Genomic DNA, 16,601 nt, shown 5'->3' on the forward strand with positions numbered 1-16,601 from the left:
CTCAGAGCTGGTGACCGAGCTTGTACTCGCCCTGCTTGTACTCGGGCATGTCCTTGTCGTCGTCCGGGCGCGTGTACGAGAACCCGTCCGCCCCGATCGTCACGGCCATCTCGGAGTCGTCGGTGCGAGCCACGACGGGCTGGGGGTTGCCGTCGAGGTCGAGCACGAGCGAGGCCTCGGTGTACCAGGAGGGCACGACCGGGTTGCCCCACCAGTCCCGACGCTGGTTGTCATGGACGTCCCAGGTGATGACGGGGTTGTCGGGGTCGCCGGTGTAGTAGTCCTGCGTGTACACCTCGACGCGGTGGCCGTCGGGGTCGCGCAGGTACAGGTAGAACGCGTTCGAGACGCCGTGGCGGCCGGGGCCGCGCTCGATGGCGTCGGAGCGGCGCAGGGCTCCGAGCTTGTCGCAGATCGCGAGGATGTTGTGCTTCTCGTGGGTCGCGAAGCACACGTGGTGCATGCGCGGTCCGTCGCCGCCGGTCATCGCCGTGTCGTGCACGGTCGGCTTGCGGCGCATCCACGCCGCGTAGACGGTGCCCTCGTCGTCCTGGATGTCCTCCGTGACGCGGAAGCCCAGGTCCTGCATGAACTTGACCGCACGGGGGACGTCGGGGGTGACCTGGTTGAAGTGGTCGAGACGCACGAGCTCGCCCGGGATGTGCAGGTCGTAGCGCCACGACATCCGCTCGACGTGGTCGGACTGGTGGAAGAACTCGATCGGGAAGCCGAGCGGGTCGACCACGCGCACCGAGTCGCCGACGCCCTTGACGAAGCCGTCGGGGTTGCGGCGCACGTCACAGCCGAGCTCGGTGTAGAACGCGACGGCCCGGTCGAGGTCGGAGGCGTCGCGGACGCGGTACGAGAATGCGGCGACTGCGGCGATCGGGCCCTTGCGCAGCACGAGATTGTGGTGGATGAACTCCTCCGTCGAGCGGAGGTAGATCGCCTCGTCGTCCTCCTCGGTGACGTACAGACCCAGGACGTCGACATAGAACACCCGCGAGGCGGCGAGGTCGGTCACGACCAGTTCCATGTAGGCGCAACGGAGCACATCCGGAGGCGTGCTCTCGGGCGTCGCGATGGGGTTGTCGGTCTGGATCGGAGCCTCCTGGCTCACGTAGTAGCCCGATGAGGTCAGCGTCTTCGCAGTCTTGTCGGTCATGTCAGGGTCCTTGATCAGTTCTTGCCGAAGGTCGGATTGTGAGCGCCGCCGAGCGTGATGTGCACGCTCTGCTGGTCGGTGTAGAAGTCGATCGACCGGTAGCCGCCCTCGTGGCCGAGGCCCGAGGCCTTGACGCCGCCGAACGGGGTGCGCAGGTCGCGCACGTTGTTGCTGTTCAGCCACACCATGCCGGCCTCGACCGACTGCGCGAAGTTGTGCGCGCGCTTCAGATCGTTCGTCCAGATGTAGGCGGCGAGGCCGTACTTCGTGTTGTTCGCGAGGGCGAGCGCCTCGTCGTCGGAGTCGAACGGGGTGATCGCGACGACCGGACCGAAGATCTCCTCCTGGAAGATGCGGGCGTCGGGGGAGACGTCTGCGAACACCGTGGGGGCGACGAAGTTGCCCTCGTCGAATCCTTCGGGGCGTCCTCCACCGGCGACGAGCCGACCCTCGGTCTTGCCGATCTCGACGTAGCTCATCACCTTGTCGTAGTGCTCGGGGTGCACGAGGGCGCCGACCTCGGTCGCGGGGTCGTGCGGGTAGCCGACCTTGACGCGCTTCGCCTGCGCGGCGTACTTCTCGACGAACTCCTCGTAGATCGAGCGCTCGACGAGGATGCGGGATCCTGCGGTGCAGCGCTCGCCGTTGAGCGAGAAGACACCGAAGATCGTGGCGTCGACCGCCGCTTCGAGGTCGGCGTCGGCGAAGACGACGGCGGGCGACTTGCCGCCGAGCTCCATCGAGAGTCCCTTGAGGAACGGGGCGGCGTTGCCGAAGATCAGCTGTCCGGTCGAGCTCTCGCCCGTGAACGAGATGAGCGGCACGTCCGGATGCTTCACGAGCGCGTCTCCGGCATCCTCGCCGAGGCCGTTCACGAGGTTGAAGACACCCTTCGGCAGGCCGGCCTCCTCGAAGATCCCGGCCCAGAGCGAAGCGGAGAGAGGTGTGAACTCGGCGGGCTTGAGCACCACGGTGTTGCCGGTCGCGAGTGCGGGGCCGAGCTTCCATGACTCGAGCATGAACGGCGTGTTCCACGGCGTGATGAGCCCCGCGACGCCGATCGGCTTGCGGTTGACGTAGTTCATCTGCTTGCCGGGCACCTTGAAGGCGTCATCGGACTGCGCGACGATCAGATCGGCGAAGAAGCGGAAGTTCTCGGCGGCGCGGCGGGCCTGGCCGAGGGCCTGAGTGATCGGGAGGCCGGAGTCGTAGGACTCGAGCTCTGCCAGACGGGCATCGCGCGACTCGACGAGGTCGGCGATCCTGTGCAGCACGCGCGAGCGCTCACGGGGGAGCATCCGCGGCCACGGGCCCTCGTCGAACGCGCGCTTCGCTGCGGCGACGGCGAGCTCGATGTCGGCCTTCTTGCCGGCGGCGGCCGTCGTGTAGGTCTTGTTGGTCACGGGGTCGAGCACATCGAACGTGTCGCCGTCGACCGAGTCGACGAACGCGCCGTCGATGTAGTGCTGGATGTGGTCGGGCAGATCGGCGGGGATGCGGGAATCGGTCATGACTCGTCTCCTGAGTTGTGGTGAGAACGGGCGTGCAGCGCGTCGAGGAACGCGTCCCTCGTGCGCAGCCTGTGGTTGCGGGCGGCGAGTTCGATCTCGAGCGGGTCGGCACCCGCTCGGATGAGCTCGAGGATCTGGGTGTGCTCTTCGACCGAGTGCTGCGCGCGGCCCGGCACATAGGCGAACGTCGAATCGCGGATGCCGGACAGTCGCGCCCAGCCGCGGTGGACGAGGTCGAGCAGATGCGGGTTCGGGCAGGGCTCGAAGAGCAGCGAATGGAACTGCCGGTTGAGCTCGGTGAACGCGTGCGCATCGAGGTGACCGAGCATCTGCGTCATCCGCTCGTTGACCGCCTCGGCCGCATCGAGCGTCTCGGAGTCGAGCAGCGGTGCCGAGAGGGCGGTGGCCGCGCCTTCGACGAGCCCGAGCGTCTGCATGGTGTGCGCGTACTCGCTCTCGTCGACGAGGGTGACGCGGGCGCCGACGTTGCGCTCGAAGGTCACGAGGCCTTCGGCTTCGAGGCGGCGGATGGCTTCGCGCACCGGCACGACGCTCATGCCGAGCTCTTCGGCGAGCGACCCCAGAACGAGGCGGTAGCCGGGGCCGAATGTGTGGCCGGAGATGCGCGAACGGATCCAGACGTACGCCTGCTCCGATTTGCTCGAGTTCGCGACCGTGGTCATGAGCGGGACCCGGTGTCGGACCCTGCGCCCGTCGCGGCTTCGTATCTGGCACGCCATTCCGCATTGAGCGGGAACAGCCCGTCGACGGGGTGCCCGGCCGCGACCTGCTCGGCGATCCAGGCGTCCTCGATCTCCTGCGCGAGAGTGTCGTCGGCGATCTGTTCGGCGAGAGCGGGCGGGATGACGATGACGCCGTCGCTGTCGCCCACGATGATGTCGCCGGGCTGCACGGTCGCGCCGCCGCAGGAGATGGTGATGTCGGAGTCCCACGGCACGTGCTTGCGGCCGAGGACCGAGGGGTGCGCGCCCTGCGAGAACACCGGGAGGCCGATCTCGGCGACCGCGTCGAAGTCGCGCACACCGCCGTCGGTGACGACGCCGGCTGCGCCGCGGGCGCGAGCGCGCAGCGCGAGGATGTCACCGAGCGTGCCTGTGGTCGCATCGCCGCGGGCCTCGATCACGATGATCTCGCCCTCGTCGACGGCGTCGAACGCGCGCTTCTGGGCGTTGTAGCCGCCTCCGTGGGTCCTGAAGAGGTCTTCACGGAACGGGACGAAGCGCAGCGTCTTGGCCGTGCCGACGATCTTGCTGCCGGGGATGTTCGCGGCCACCCCGTCGATGAAGCACGAGTGGTGTCCTCGTTTGCGCAGCTGCGCCGAGAGACCGGCAGTGGGGGCCTCGAGCAGCTTGGCGCGCAGCTCGGGGGAGAGGGCCGGCGCTGTCGCCTCGGCGGGCAGGCCGGCCTCTTCGCGCGACCCCCAGGCCTCGGTGCGCTGCAGGTCGTCGACGGCCGGAAGCGATCCGAGATCGGCGTCGAAGGGCACGTCGCCCTGTGTCACCGTCGTGACGAGCCGACCGGAGGACGGCGCGCCCGGGGCATCCGGAGCATCGACCTCGATCTCGACCACGTCACCCGGGACGATCACGGAGGACCCTGCGGGGGTGCCGGTGAGGATGACGTCGCCCGGTTCGAGCGTGAAGTGCTGAGAGAGATCCGCGACGAGCTGAGCCAGAGGGAAGATGAGTCCGGCCGTGGTGTCGTCCTGACGCAGGTCGCCGTTGACCCAGGCCCGCACGCGCAGTGCGGCGGGATCGACGGTGCGGGCGTCGATGAGCTCCGGGCCGAGAGGCGTGTAGCCGTCGCCGCCCTTGGAGCGCACGTTCGAGCCCTTGTCGTTGGCGCGCAGGTCGTAGAGCCCCAGGTCGTTCGAGGCGGTGACCCAGCCGACGTGGCTCCAGGCGTCGTCGAGCGAGACGCGACGCGCGGGGGTCCCGATCACGAGGGCGATCTCGCCCTCGAAGGCCAGGAGCTCCGTGCCGGCCGGGCGTTCGACCGTGCCGCCCGAGGCGGCGACCGAACTGGCCGGTTTGAAGAAGTAGGAGGGGGCTGCGGGGCGACGGCCGCGCTGATCGGCACGGGAGGCGTAGCTCAGGTGGATCGCGATGATCTTGCCGGGGCGGGTCATGGATGCCGTCACGGGGCGCCTCCTCGCGCTTTGTTCGACGCCTTGTGCGTCGTATTCGAAATCATATATCATCGTGTCACCCCTCGGCAAGCAACTCGAACACCTCGTGCGCGAGCCGTGACAATGCGGTCACAATCAAAGGAGACACCCCATGAGCGGGCAGTCACAGGCTGGGTTCACGCCCACCGGAACCATCGCGACACCGGCGGATCGGCGCCGCGTCGTCTTCGCCACCGTCGTCGGCACCACCGTCGAGTGGTACGACTTCTTCATCTACGCCACGGCCGTCGGCCTGGTCTTCGGGCAGCTGTTCTTCGAGCCGCTCGGAGCGAACAGCGCCATAGTCGCGTTCGCGACCGTCGGCGTGAGCTTCCTCTTCCGTCCTCTCGGGGCGTTCCTCGCCGGCCACTACGGTGACAAGTTCGGCCGCAAGGCCGTGCTCATGTGGACCCTGATCCTGATGGGGGCCGCGACCGCCCTCATCGGTGTGCTGCCGACATACGACGCGATCGGTGTCGCTGCGCCGATCCTGTTGGTGCTGCTGCGCATCCTGCAGGGCATCTCGGCCGGTGGCGAGTGGGGCGGCGCGGTGCTGATGGCCGTCGAGCACGCTCCCAAGGCGAAGCGCGGGATCTTCGGCGCATCGCCGCAGATCGGCGTGCCGCTCGGCCTGCTGCTCGCGTCGGGAGTGATGGCGCTGATGACGGCGATCGCACCGGGAGATCAGTTCCTGCAGTGGGGCTGGCGCATCCCGTTCCTCCTGAGCGTCGTCCTGATCCTCGTCGGCTACTACGTGCGCCGGAAGGTCGAGGAGAGCCCGGTCTTCATCGAGCTCGCGGAGCGCAAGGAGAAGGCGAGCATGCCGATCGTGCAGCTGTTCCGCAAGCACCTCCTGCTCGTGATCGTCGCTGCACTCGTCTTCGCCGGCAACAACGCGGTCGGCTACATGACGACCGGTGGATACATCCAGGGATACGCCACCAACCCCGAGGGCCCGATCGGCCTCGAGCGCGGACCCGTGCTGTGGGCGGTCACCGGGTCGGCCGTCACGTGGCTCATCACGACTCTCATCGCAGGGTGGCTGTCGGACCGCATCGGCCGACGTACCACCTACATCATCGGCTGGGTGATGCAGCTCGTCGGTGTGTTCGCGCTGTTCCCGCTCGTCAACACCGGCGACGTCGGGCTGCTCTTCGCAGGGCTCGCGATCCTGACGATCGGTCTCGGCTTCACGTACGGACCTCAGGCGGCTCTCTACACCGAGCTCTTCCCTGCGAGCATCCGCTTCTCGGGCGTCTCGATCTCGTACGCCATCGGCGCGATCGCCGGCGGGGCGTTCGCGCCGACCATCGCGACCGCGATCGTGCAGGCCACCGGTTCGACGCAGGCCGTCACCTGGTACCTCGCCGGCATGACGCTGCTCGGCCTCATCGCGACCCTGCTGCTGCGTGATCGCTCCGGCATCCCCCTGGGTCCGGATCACGAGGAGGAGCAGTCGGTGAGCCCGATCCGTGGGCTCGCCAAGGTCTGACGCACGCCCTCACGCCGAACGCACGTCCGCCTCGCGGGCGTGCGTTCGGCGCATCTGCGACTCAGCCGTCGAGGGCTTCGCGGATCGATGCTGCAGAGCGCCGCAGACGCGCCGCGATCTCCGCGTCGTCGAGGTCGGTGGCGACATGCACGACCGCGATCGCCGCAGGGCGCTGACCGCGAAGCGCGAGCGGCACGGCGACCGACTGCACGGTGGGGATGACCTCGTCGTGACTCGTCGCGTATCCGCGCACGCGCGCCTCGTCGACCTCTGCGTGCAGGGCCGCGCGGGCATCACCCGGCCATTGCGAGATCGGGAGCTGCGTGAGGATCGCCTTGCCAGGTGCCCCCACCGTGACCGGATGCCGGGCGCCCGGCCGCTGTGCGACGCTCGCGATCGCGTGACGAGGCTCGATGCTCGCGAGTGTGATGCAGTCGTCTCCGTCGAGCACGCCGAGGAAGCAGGTCATGCCGAGTTCGTTCGCGATCGCGGTCAGCTCGGGGATCGCCTCGGCCTGCAGATCGTGGGCGACGCCGGCGGCCAGCGCTGCCATGCGCGGGCCCAGCGTCACAGCGCCTGACGCGTCTCTCCCGATCAGTCGGTGGTCTTCCAGCGTGCGCAGCAGCCGGTATGCGACCGAGCGATGGACGTCGAGTCTCACGGCGATCTCGTCGATCGTGAGCGGGATCCGCGCATCGGCGAGCACCTCGAGGATCCGGATGCCGCGGCTGAGGGTCTGCGAGGCCGGAGTGCCTTCGGGCATGCGTGCGCTCCCTTGCGTTTCGGGACGGGCGTCCCTAAGCTGTGTTCAATAGTAGAACGTCGTGTTCGAATATAGAACACGATCGATTCGATCGCAACACCCGACAGTGACGTCCGGAAGGAATCGACGACGATGCAGTTCCACCACCACGGCTATGTCTCGGGAGACCCGCGTGTGAAGGATGCCGCAGGCATCGGCACCGAGCGGCCCGCAGACATCCCCGACGAGATCGATGTGCTGATCGTCGGCTCCGGCCCCGCCGGCATGCTGCTCGCCGCCCAGATGTCGCAATACCCCGATGTCTCGACGCGCATCATCGAGAAGCGCGAAGGTCGTCTGGTGCTCGGCCAGGCGGACGGCATCCAGCCGCGGAGCGTCGAGACGTTCCAGGCGTTCGGCTTCGCCGAGCGCATCATCGCGGAGGCCTACAACATCGGCTGGATGAACTTCTGGGGCCCGAACCCCGAGCGGCCGAACGAGATCGTCCGCACCTCGCGGACCGCCGACTACGCCTACGACATCTGCGAGTTCCCGCACCTGATCGTCAACCAGGCGCGCGTGCTCGACTACTTCGCCGAGGCCGCGGTGAACGGCCCTGGCCGCATCGCCCCCGACTACGGCATCGAGTTCGCAGGACTCACCGTGCACGACGAGGGCGAGTACCCGGTCGAGGTCTCGCTGCGCTACGTCGCGGGTGAGCGGGCGGGGGAGGAGCGCACGATCCGTGCCAAGTACGTCGCCGGGTGCGACGGCGCGCGCAGCGGCGTACGCCAGGCGATCGGACGCACGCACGTCGGCGGCAGCGCCGCGCACGCCTGGGGTGTCATGGACGTGCTCGTCAACACGGACTTCCCCGACTGGCGCACCAAGTGCGCGATCAACTCGGAGGCGGGCAACATCCTGCACATCCCTCGCGAGGGCGGCTACCTCAGCCGCATGTACATCGACCTCGGCGAGGTCGCCGAGGACGACGACCACCGCGTGCGCCAGACGCCGATCGACGAGATCATCGCCAAGGCGAACGCGATCCTCAGCCCCTACACGCTCGATGTGAAGGAGGTCGCCTGGCACAGCGTCTACGAGGTCGGGCACCGGGTCACCGACGGGTTCGACGACGTGATCGACGGGTCGGGCCGCACGCCGCGAGTGTTCCTCACGGGCGATGCCTGCCACACGCACAGCGCCAAGGCGGGCCAGGGCATGAACGTGTCGATGCAGGACGGCTTCAACCTCGGGTGGAAGCTCGGATCGGTGCTCACCGGGCGCGCGCCCGAGGCGCTGCTCGCGACATACGGTGCCGAGCGTCGGCCCGTCGCCCAGCAGCTCATCGACTTCGACCGGGAGTGGTCGACGCTCATGGCGCGCAAGCCCTCGGAGATCACCGACCCGACCGACCTCGCGACGTACTATCTCGCCACGGCCGAGTTCCCCTCCGGGTTCATGACCCAGTACACGTCGTCGATGATCACCGGCTCGGACGCGCATCAGAGTCTCGCGGTCGGCTACCCGCTCGGCAAGCGCTTCAAGTCCGCTGAGGTCGTGAGGGTCGGCGACGGCAACGCGATCCACCTCGGCCACCACGCGAAGGCCGACGGTCGCTGGCGCGTGTACGCCTTCGCGGGCCGCGATGCCGCGACGCTCGACGCGTGGGCGGCCGCGGCTGCGCCCGTCTTCGAACGGTTCACGCCCGCAGATGCCGACACCGATGCGGTGTTCGATGTGAAGGCGATCTACCAGCAGCCGTACGAAGAGATCGAGGTGACCTCGACTCCGGCTCTGTTCCAGCCGAAGACCGGTCCGCTCGGGCTCACCGACTGGGAGAAGGTCTATGCGGCGGGGCCGTCGAAGTGGACGGAGACCGACATCTTCGACGCGCGGGAGCTGTCGCGCGACGGCGTCGTGATCGTGGTGCGTCCCGACCAGTACGTCGCCGCGATCCTGCCCTTGGAGGCGACGGACCAGTTGGGGGACTTCTTCGGCGGGGCACTGCTGCCGGCATCCTGACTCTGCCGCGGGGCCCTGCGTCCTTCGGGAGGAGATATCCCCTCGGGAGGAGGATCTCCAGCGGGATCTCCTCCCGAGGCGCAGTTCTCCTCCCGAGGGCGTACGGGTGCGGCGACGCACTGGTCGGGGAGACGGCTCGCGAGGGCCGGATGCCTCGCGAGGGCCGGATGCCTCGCACGAGCGAGTCATCTCCGGCGAGTGAGGCACCTCTGGCGAGTGTCGGAGCCCGCGCGTACTCTGAGGGCCGATGGGCGAAGTCGCCCCGACAGGAGGAGCGTGTGATGGACTGGAAGATCGAGCTGATCTTCGTCCCGGTCTCGGATGTCGACCGGTCGAAGGAGTTCTACGAGAAGATCGGCTTCCATGCCGATCACGACCAGGTTCCCTACGAGGGCTTGCGGTTCGTGCAGATGACCCCGCCCGGCTCAGCCTGCTCGATCGCCTTCGGCACCAATCTGGGCGAGGGGCTGCTGCCCGGGCAGCAGAACACGATCCAGGTCGTCGTTCCGGATGCCGATGAGGCGCTCGCCCATCTTCAGGGGCTCGGGGTCGCAGCGCAGGGTGTCGATGAGCAGGCGTGGGGCCGGTTCGTGACCTTCGACGACCCCGACGGCAACACGTGGACGCTGCAGGAGCTGCCGGACTACAGCGCTCAGGCCTGAGTTCGGCGGGCGTCGAGTTCAGCGTCCGGCGATCGAGAACAGTGCCTCGGGTGCGCCCGAGGGGAACAGCACTCGTGCGCCGGAGCGGATGTCGTCGATGGGCACCCAGCGCACAGGGCTGCCCTCGTCGAGGATGCGGAGCTCGGCGTCCAGGGGCACCGCGTCCAGCTCCGAACAGGTCACGGCGAAGACGTGGGCGATCTCGTGTCCGGGTTCGCCCTCGTACGTGAAGATGTTCTCGAAGACGCCGAGCGGCTCGGCATCCTCGAGTGTGACGCCGAGCTCTTCCATGAATTCACGGCGCAGCGCGTCGCCCGCCGTCTCGCCGAACTCGATGCCGCCGCCGATCGCGCGCAGGAAATCGAGCCGGCGCGAGCTGTCGTGTCCCTCGAGGGCGAGCAGGTGCCCGTCCTTCACAGGCAGGCCGACAGCGATGTTCCGGATGGCAGGCATCCCGGAACACTAACGCACCGCCGGTCTCGGAGGTTCAGACGATCTGCGTCGCGCCTCCGGACACGACGATCCCGCCGCGGGGAGGGATGGTCACGGTGAGCAGGCTCGGTCGGCGCACATGTGCTCCCTGATGGATTCGCACGGTCGTCTCCGGGTGGCCGAGCGCGCGCAGGTAGGCCCCGGTGGATGCCGCGGCCGAGCCGGTCGCCGGGTCTTCGGTGATGCGACCGACCGGGAAGAGATTCCGGGCGTCGAAGTCGGCGGGGCCGACGGAATGCAGCACGGTGATGGTGCCGAGCCAGCCGTTCTCTCGCATGAGCGCGGCCACCTCGTCGGGGGAGAAGCGGAACTGGTCGAACAGCTCGCGGTCGTCGACGACCACGATCGGATGCCAGTTCCCGGCGAACGCCTCCCTCGCAGGGAAGCGGTCGTCGAGGTCTGACCGGGTGAGGCCGAGCATTCCGAGCAGGCGCTCGAGCACGTCGGGGTCGAGGTCGCGCACCTGGGGTTCGACGCTGGTGAACGACACGGTCACACCGCTGTGCGCGTCCACGACCGACCGCAGCGTCACGGCACCCGCGTTCGTGTCGAACACCACCTCGCCCGGTCCGTCACGCTCCGCGAGGGCGACAGCCGTCGCCACCGTCGCGTGTCCGCAGAACGGCACCTCCGCCGCGGGCGAGAAGTAGCGTGCCCGATATCGCGGCACACCGGACTCGTCCGTGCGACCGACGAGGAACGCGGTCTCTGAGAATCCGACGTCCGCGGCGATCTGCTGCATCCGCTCGTCCGTCACGCCGCCGGCATCGAGCACGACTCCCGCAGGGTTGCCGCCCTCCGGAGTCGCGGCGAAGGCGCTGTATCGCAGGACACTCAGATCATCCGTCATGACGAGGAGCCTAGCGATGCCTCGGGGTCACGAGTTCACGCGGATGATCTCCTGCTGGTAGGGCGCGATGACCTCGCCCGAGATCCGGAGGTCGAGCAGCAGGAAGCGCCGTGTCGCGGCATCCTCCTGCGCCCACGTGCCGAGCCGCTCGAGGTCGGCGAGGGACGTGACGACGACGCCCTCTGCGCCGACCGCAGCACCGAACGCCGCGAAGTCGACCTCGGGGATCAGCATCGGACCTTCGGCGAGTCCCTTCAGCCCGTAGAGGTTGACCTCGGCGCCGTAGGCGGCGTCGTTCCAGATCACGGCGATGCCGCGTCCCGCTGCCGCGCGGACGGCGGACTCGAGGTCGGCGATCGCCATGAGCCCGCCTCCGTCGCCCGAGGTGAGGACGACCGTCGAATCCCGGCGGGCGAGAGCCGCACCGACGACGCTCGGCCAGCCCTGGCCGATCGACTGGAAGGCGGTGCCGACCATCATCATCCGATCGGGTGCCTCGACCGGCCAGTACATGTTCGCCCAGCCGATGAAGTGACCGCCGTCCGAGACGACGACCCGGTCTGCGGGCAGCAGCTCGGCGATGCGGCGCGCGGCCGAGCGGGGGTCGAGACGGCCGTCGGGGGCGAGTTCGTCTCCCTCGTCGTAGGCTCGGGCGGCCGCGACATCGACGGTCTCGCGCCACGGCTGCCCGGGCACGGCGTCGGATGCCGGCGTCGACGCGCCGCGCATGACCGCCGTCGTCTCGGCGGGGCGGGCCGCTGCTCCCCAGTCGTGCTCGGCTGCGGGGCTGAGAGCGGAGCCGAGCGAGCCGACCCTGGCGACCAGCGCCTCCGCGGCGAGACGGGCGTCGGCACGAACGAAGCCGCCGACGTGCGGGTGCGTGGCCGCCGGCGCGATGTCGACCTGGAAGACCCTGGTGCCGGGCGCGAAGAGTTCACCGAACCGCATCGTGAACTGGTTCAGTGATGCGCCGAAGACGACGGCGACGTCTGCCGTGCGCACGAGCTCCATCGCGCCGTCCGCGCCGAATCCACCCGTGACGCCGAGGTCGTACTGCGTCTCGGGAAAGACGCCGCGACCGAGAGCGGACGAGGCGGTCAGGGCGCCGGTCAGCGCCGCCAGTTCGCCGAGCGCCGAGCCGGCTCCGGCCAACCAGGCGCCGCGGCCGGCGAGCAGGAACGGGCGCGATGCGCCGCGCAGCGCCTCGGCGATCTCGTCGAGCGTGCCCTCGGCGAACTCCCCGCGCGGAGCGAGCGGCGCCGGGATGCCGGGCGCGGGCGCCTCCGGCACAGGGCCGGCCTCGAGCGATGCGACGTCGTAGGGGATGGCGAGCACGACGGGCACGCGGTAGGTCAGGGCGTGCTCGATCGCGATGACGGTCGTCGCTGCGGCATCGGCACGCCCGACCGTATAGGTGCGGGCACCGACAGCGGACGCCAGGGCGATCTGGTCGACATCCCACGGGCGAGGGCCGGAGGTCGGCTCGTCGCCCACCACGAGCACGAGCGGCACGTGGGCCTGCACGGCCTCGGCGAGGGCCGTGAGGGTGTTGGTGAAGCCTGCGCCGTAGGTCGAGGTGCCGGCGGCGATGCGCCCGGAGGCGCGGAAGTGCGCGTCGGCGGCGACCACGGCGCCCTGCTCGTGCCGGACGGCCGTGAAGACCGCGTCCGTCCGGGTCTCGATCGCGTCGAGGAAGTAGGCGTTGCCGTTGCCCATCACGCCGAAGACGGCGTCGATGTGCTGAGCGAGAGTGAGTGCGACGTGCGCGGAGACGGAGGGCATGCGAAAGCCTTTCGAGACAGGGACGGAGAACATTCGTATTCCGTATGTGTCTCGCCCCCGCGTCTTCGTGGGGAGCTTCGTGCCTCTTTTTCAGGCACCGACGTCACAGAGGGCCGGACAGGTAGATCCTATCGCTCCCGGGCCGACGCGGCGCCGACTTGCGCGCGTAACACCGCCGAAACCGCGACGCGGAAACATGCGGTCATGGAGTCACTGTTCGACGGATACACCTCGCGCCGGTCGCCGCGCCGAGCAGGCGCCGCACCGTGGGACGAGATGTTCCCCTCAGACGCGCCATCCGGCGGCGAGGGCGTGCGCCTGCCCTACCAGGACATGTATCCGGCGCTCGCGGCCATGGACGACGCAGAGCTGAGGGCTCGCACCGACGCCCTCGCCAGTTCGTATCTCGCACAGGGAGTCACGTTCGATTTCGCCGGGGAGGAGCGTCCGTTCCCGCTCGATGTGGTCCCGCGCGTTGTCGCCGCCGATGACTGGCGCTATGTCGAGTCGGGGGTGAAGCAGCGCGTGCGGGCTCTCGAGGCATTCCTTGCCGATGTCTACGGTCCGCAGCTCGCGGTGCAGGACGGTGTGATCCCCGCGTCGCTGATCAGCTCGTCCGCTCACTTCCACCGTCAGGCGGCCGGCATCGTCGGGGCGAACGGGGTGCGCATCCATGTCGCCGGCATCGATGTCATCCGTGAGGAGCTCGGAGCCTGGCGTGTGCTCGAAGACAACGTGCGCGTGCCGAGCGGTGTGAGCTATGTGCTGGCGAATCGCCGCGTGATGGCGCAGACGCTCCCCGAGCTGTTCACCAGTCTCAGAGTCCGCCCGGTCGTCGACTACCCGAGCCGCCTCCTGCAGGCGCTGCGTGCCGCCGCGCCTGACGGCGTCGATGATCCGACCGTCGTGGTGCTGACCCCCGGCGTGCACAATTCCGCGTACTACGAGCACACCCTGCTCGCGCGGATGATGGGCATCGAGCTCGTCGAGGGGCGCGACCTGTTCTGCTCGGGCGGGCGGGTGTGGATGCACACGACCTCCGGCCCCACGCGGGTGGACGTGATCTACCGGCGGGTCGACGACGAGTTCCTCGACCCGCAGAGCTTCCGCCCCGATTCCGTGCTGGGCGCCCCCGGGCTGATGCTCGCTGCTCGCCTCGGCAATGTCACGCTCGCCAACGCCGTGGGCAACGGCGTGGCCGACGACAAGCTGGTCTACACGTACGTCCCCGACCTGATCCGCTACTACCTGGGCGAGGAGCCGGTGATCCCGAACGTCGACACCTGGCGGCTCGAGGATCCGGGTGCGCTCGAGGAGGTGCTCGACAGGCTCGACGAGCTGGTGGTGAAGCCGGTCGACGGCTCGGGAGGAAAAGGGCTGGTCGTCGGGCCCGATGCGTCGCGCGAGACGTTGGAGGCTCTGCGCAAGTCGTTGCGGGCCGACCCTCGGGGCTGGATCGCCCAGCCGGTCGTGCAGCTGTCGACCATTCCGACACTCGTGGAAGACGGATTCCGCCCGCGGCACGTCGATCTGCGTCCCTTCGCCGTCAACGACGGGCACGACATCTGGGTGCTGCCCGGCGGTCTCACCAGGGTCGCTCTGCCCGAGGGACAGCTCGTCGTGAACTCCAGCCAGGGTGGCGGCTCGAAGGACACCTGGGTGCTGGACCCTTCGCTGTTCACCGGGCCGACGACGACCGTGGAGGGCGACCCCGATGCCGCGGCGGACGAGGTGTCGCTCGCCACCGGGGCGATCGCCGTCGTGGCGCCGGCGCGCGAAGAACCGCACCCGCCGTTCCTGTCGTCGCCGCAGGACGAGGACCTCGAGCTGCGCCATCACCAGCAGCAGCAACAGCAGCAACAGCAGCGGAGAGGAACAGGATGCTGAGCCGCATCGCCGAGGCGCTGTTCTGGATCGGCCGCTACGTCGAGCGGGCCGACGGCACCGCGCGCATCCTCGACGTGCACCTGCAGCTGCTGCTCGAAGACCCGTGGGTCGAGGAGGACACGGCCTGCCGTGCGCTGCTCTCGGTGATGGGCACCACAGCGGATGCCGACACCGTGCTGAGTCGTGACGACGTGGTGCGGCTTCTCGCGCTCGACCGCGAGCACTCGGCGTCGATCGCCCACTCGATCGCATCCGCCAGGGAGAACGCCCGGCGGGCCAGGGAGATCATCTCGACCGACCTCTGGGAGACGCTCAACGAGTCGAATGCGCGCATGCCCCGTCGTATCGCCTCAGACAAGACGCATCCGTTCTTCCGCTGGGTGCGCGACCGCTCGGCGCTGGCCTTCGGCGTCGTCGACTCCTCGACGAGCCGTGACGAGGCATGGCACTTCTTCGTTCTCGGCCGGTCGATCGAGCGCGCCGACATGACCGCGCGTCTGCTGGCGACGCGCTCGCTGACCGAGGCCGGTGGGCCGAGCTGGACGACGCTGCTGCGCAGCTGCGGCGCATACGAAGCCCATCTGCGCAGCCACCGAGCGGTGCCGACAGGCGCGTCGGCAGTGGAGTTCCTGCTGATCGACCGCCTGTTCCCCCGATCGGTGCTCTCGAGCATCCTGCAGGCCGAGGAATGCCTGCGCGGCATCGATCCGGCCGGCGCATTCGGCGTGCCCGACCGGGCTCATCGCGTGCTCGGTCGCATGCGGTCGGAGCTGGAGTACCGACCGATCGGCGACACCGTGCACCGCCTGTCGGAGAGCATGGAGGAGGTCCAGGTGGGGATGTCAGTGGCGAGTGACGCGATCAGGGAGCGGTACTTCCCGTCGATCGCGATGCCGGTGTGGATCGGAGAGGCACTGTGAGCCGCCTCAAGATCGTGCATCGCACCGGCTTCCGCTACGAGCAGCCGGCGACGGCGTCGTACAACGAGGCGCGCATGCTGCCGCACTCCCGAGAGGGGCAGTTCGTGCTGCAGGCGACGCTCGACATCTCGCCGACGGCCACCCAGCACTCGTACTCCGACTACTGGGACACGCGGGTCTCGACGTTCGAGCTGCTGACCCCTCATCAGGTGCTCTCGGTCACTGCGACGAGCGTGGTCGACGTCAGGCCGCTCCCGACGGCGACCGCCGGAATCGACTGGGACGAGCTCGAATCCCGGATCCCGCAGTCGCTCGCTCTGGCCGAGTGCGTCGCGCAGACTCCCGCCACCGCCCCCGATGACGAGATGCGCGATCTCGCCCTGCACTTCGAAGCGGAGGGCGGCGGAGTGGACGAGACCGCCCTCGACATCTGCCGCGCGGTCGGGGAGGCGATGGAGTACCGCAGCGGCGTCACCGGCGTGAGCTCGACGGCTCGTGACGCCTGGCCCGCGCGATCAGGGGTCTGCCAGGACATCGCTCACGTGGCTCTCGGGGTGCTGCGCGCCGCGGGGATTCCGGCACGCTATGTGTCGGGATACCTGCACCCCGACCCGACGGCCGCGATCGGGCAGGCCGTGACGGGGGAATCGCACGCCTGGGTGGAGTGGTACTCCGGGGAGTGGCGCGGATACGACCCCACCAACCTCGTCGACATCGGCGAATCCCATGTCTATGTCGGCCACGGCCGCGACTATGCCGATGTTGCTCCGCTCCGCGGGGTGTATGCCGGACCCAGCGCGTCGGAGCTGTTCGTCTCGGTGGAGATCACGCGCCTCGGCTGAGGCGACTGCATGGCCTGACGACGCACGGCAGTGGGGAAGAATG

Annotated in this window: 14 protein-coding genes; 6 read left to right on the forward strand and 8 right to left on the reverse strand. The window is 68.9% G+C overall.

The window, feature by feature from the left end; genetic code table 11:
* Position 1 precedes the first annotated feature (1 nt).
* Genes hpaD through MRBLMI13_RS13085 form a run of 4 tightly spaced genes read right to left on the reverse strand, consistent with a single transcriptional unit; the run spans position 2 to position 4,897 of the window.
* The gene (gene hpaD, locus MRBLMI13_RS13070; RefSeq protein WP_042539346.1) at positions 2-1,165 is read right to left on the reverse strand and encodes a 3,4-dihydroxyphenylacetate 2,3-dioxygenase; all 1,164 of its coding nucleotides are present in this window, start codon (positions 1,163-1,165) and stop codon (positions 2-4) included.
* Positions 1,166-1,179: 14 nt separating this feature from the next.
* Positions 1,180-2,676 carry a 5-carboxymethyl-2-hydroxymuconate semialdehyde dehydrogenase gene (gene hpaE, locus MRBLMI13_RS13075; protein WP_042539348.1) on the reverse strand — a complete coding sequence of 499 codons (1,497 nt, stop codon included), beginning with the start codon at positions 2,674-2,676 and terminating at the stop codon, positions 1,180-1,182.
* Complete coding sequence (locus tag MRBLMI13_RS13080; protein ID WP_042539350.1) at positions 2,673-3,359, reverse strand: GntR family transcriptional regulator; 687 nt, start codon at positions 3,357-3,359, stop codon at positions 2,673-2,675. Before MRBLMI13_RS13080 ends, hpaE begins: the two co-directional genes overlap by 4 nt.
* On the reverse strand, positions 3,356-4,897 hold the full coding sequence (locus MRBLMI13_RS13085; protein ID WP_414685959.1) for a fumarylacetoacetate hydrolase family protein: 1,542 nt from the start codon (positions 4,895-4,897) through the stop codon (positions 3,356-3,358). The genes MRBLMI13_RS13080 and MRBLMI13_RS13085 overlap by 4 nt, the downstream gene beginning before the upstream one ends.
* A 79-nt stretch (positions 4,898-4,976) precedes the next feature.
* On the opposite strand from MRBLMI13_RS13085, the gene MRBLMI13_RS13090 reads away from it, so the two are divergent.
* On the forward strand, positions 4,977-6,356 hold the full coding sequence (locus MRBLMI13_RS13090; protein ID WP_042539354.1) for an MFS transporter: 1,380 nt from the start codon (positions 4,977-4,979) through the stop codon (positions 6,354-6,356).
* A gap of 61 nt (positions 6,357-6,417) precedes the next feature.
* Here MRBLMI13_RS13090 and MRBLMI13_RS13095 read toward each other — a convergent pair whose 3' ends face one another.
* Complete coding sequence (locus MRBLMI13_RS13095) at positions 6,418-7,119, reverse strand: IclR family transcriptional regulator (protein ID WP_042539356.1); 702 nt, start codon at positions 7,117-7,119, stop codon at positions 6,418-6,420.
* A 132-nt stretch (positions 7,120-7,251) separates the two neighbouring features.
* Here MRBLMI13_RS13095 and MRBLMI13_RS13100 point away from each other — a divergent pair, with 132 nt between their 5' ends.
* Positions 7,252-9,123 (forward strand): FAD-dependent monooxygenase, encoded by a 1,872-nt coding sequence (locus MRBLMI13_RS13100; RefSeq protein ID WP_367823021.1) that lies wholly within the window; start codon positions 7,252-7,254, stop codon positions 9,121-9,123.
* Between the two features lie 281 nt (positions 9,124-9,404).
* Positions 9,405-9,785, forward strand: coding sequence for a VOC family protein (locus MRBLMI13_RS13105; protein WP_042539360.1), 381 nt, complete (start codon positions 9,405-9,407; stop codon positions 9,783-9,785).
* 18 nt (positions 9,786-9,803) lie between these two features.
* Here the strand turns inward: MRBLMI13_RS13105 and MRBLMI13_RS13110 are convergent, their stop codons facing one another.
* From MRBLMI13_RS13110 to MRBLMI13_RS13120, 3 genes are read right to left on the reverse strand one after another with little or no spacing between them, the layout of a single operon-like run.
* A complete protein-coding gene (locus MRBLMI13_RS13110) occupies positions 9,804-10,238 on the reverse strand; it encodes an NUDIX hydrolase (RefSeq protein WP_042539362.1) in 435 nt (144 codons plus the stop codon).
* 34 nt (positions 10,239-10,272) lie between these two features.
* On the reverse strand, positions 10,273-11,127 hold the full coding sequence (locus MRBLMI13_RS13115; protein WP_367823024.1) for a PhzF family phenazine biosynthesis protein: 855 nt from the start codon (positions 11,125-11,127) through the stop codon (positions 10,273-10,275).
* Between the two features lie 27 nt (positions 11,128-11,154).
* Positions 11,155-12,909, reverse strand: coding sequence for a thiamine pyrophosphate-binding protein (locus tag MRBLMI13_RS13120; protein WP_367823026.1), 1,755 nt, complete (start codon positions 12,907-12,909; stop codon positions 11,155-11,157).
* 204 nt (positions 12,910-13,113) lie between these two features.
* Between MRBLMI13_RS13120 and MRBLMI13_RS13125 the strand changes: the two genes are divergently transcribed.
* The 3 genes from MRBLMI13_RS13125 to MRBLMI13_RS13135 are packed head-to-tail and all read left to right on the forward strand — an operon-like array spanning position 13,114 to position 16,558.
* Positions 13,114-14,796 carry a circularly permuted type 2 ATP-grasp protein gene (locus MRBLMI13_RS13125; protein ID WP_367823028.1) on the forward strand — a complete coding sequence of 561 codons (1,683 nt, stop codon included), beginning with the start codon at positions 13,114-13,116 and terminating at the stop codon, positions 14,794-14,796.
* Positions 14,790-15,716: an alpha-E domain-containing protein gene (locus MRBLMI13_RS13130; protein WP_042539371.1), complete on the forward strand. Its 927-nt coding sequence runs from the start codon at positions 14,790-14,792 to the stop codon at positions 15,714-15,716. Before MRBLMI13_RS13125 ends, MRBLMI13_RS13130 begins: the two co-directional genes overlap by 7 nt.
* Entirely contained in the window at positions 15,713-16,558 is an 846-nt protein-coding gene (locus MRBLMI13_RS13135; RefSeq protein WP_042539373.1) for a transglutaminase family protein, read from the forward strand. The genes MRBLMI13_RS13130 and MRBLMI13_RS13135 overlap by 4 nt, the downstream gene beginning before the upstream one ends.
* The last annotated feature ends 43 nt before the right edge of the window (positions 16,559-16,601 follow it).

It is taken from the genome of Microbacterium sp. LMI13-1-1.1, assembly GCF_040815625.1.
GTDB lineage: Bacteria > Actinomycetota > Actinomycetes > Actinomycetales > Microbacteriaceae > Microbacterium > Microbacterium forte.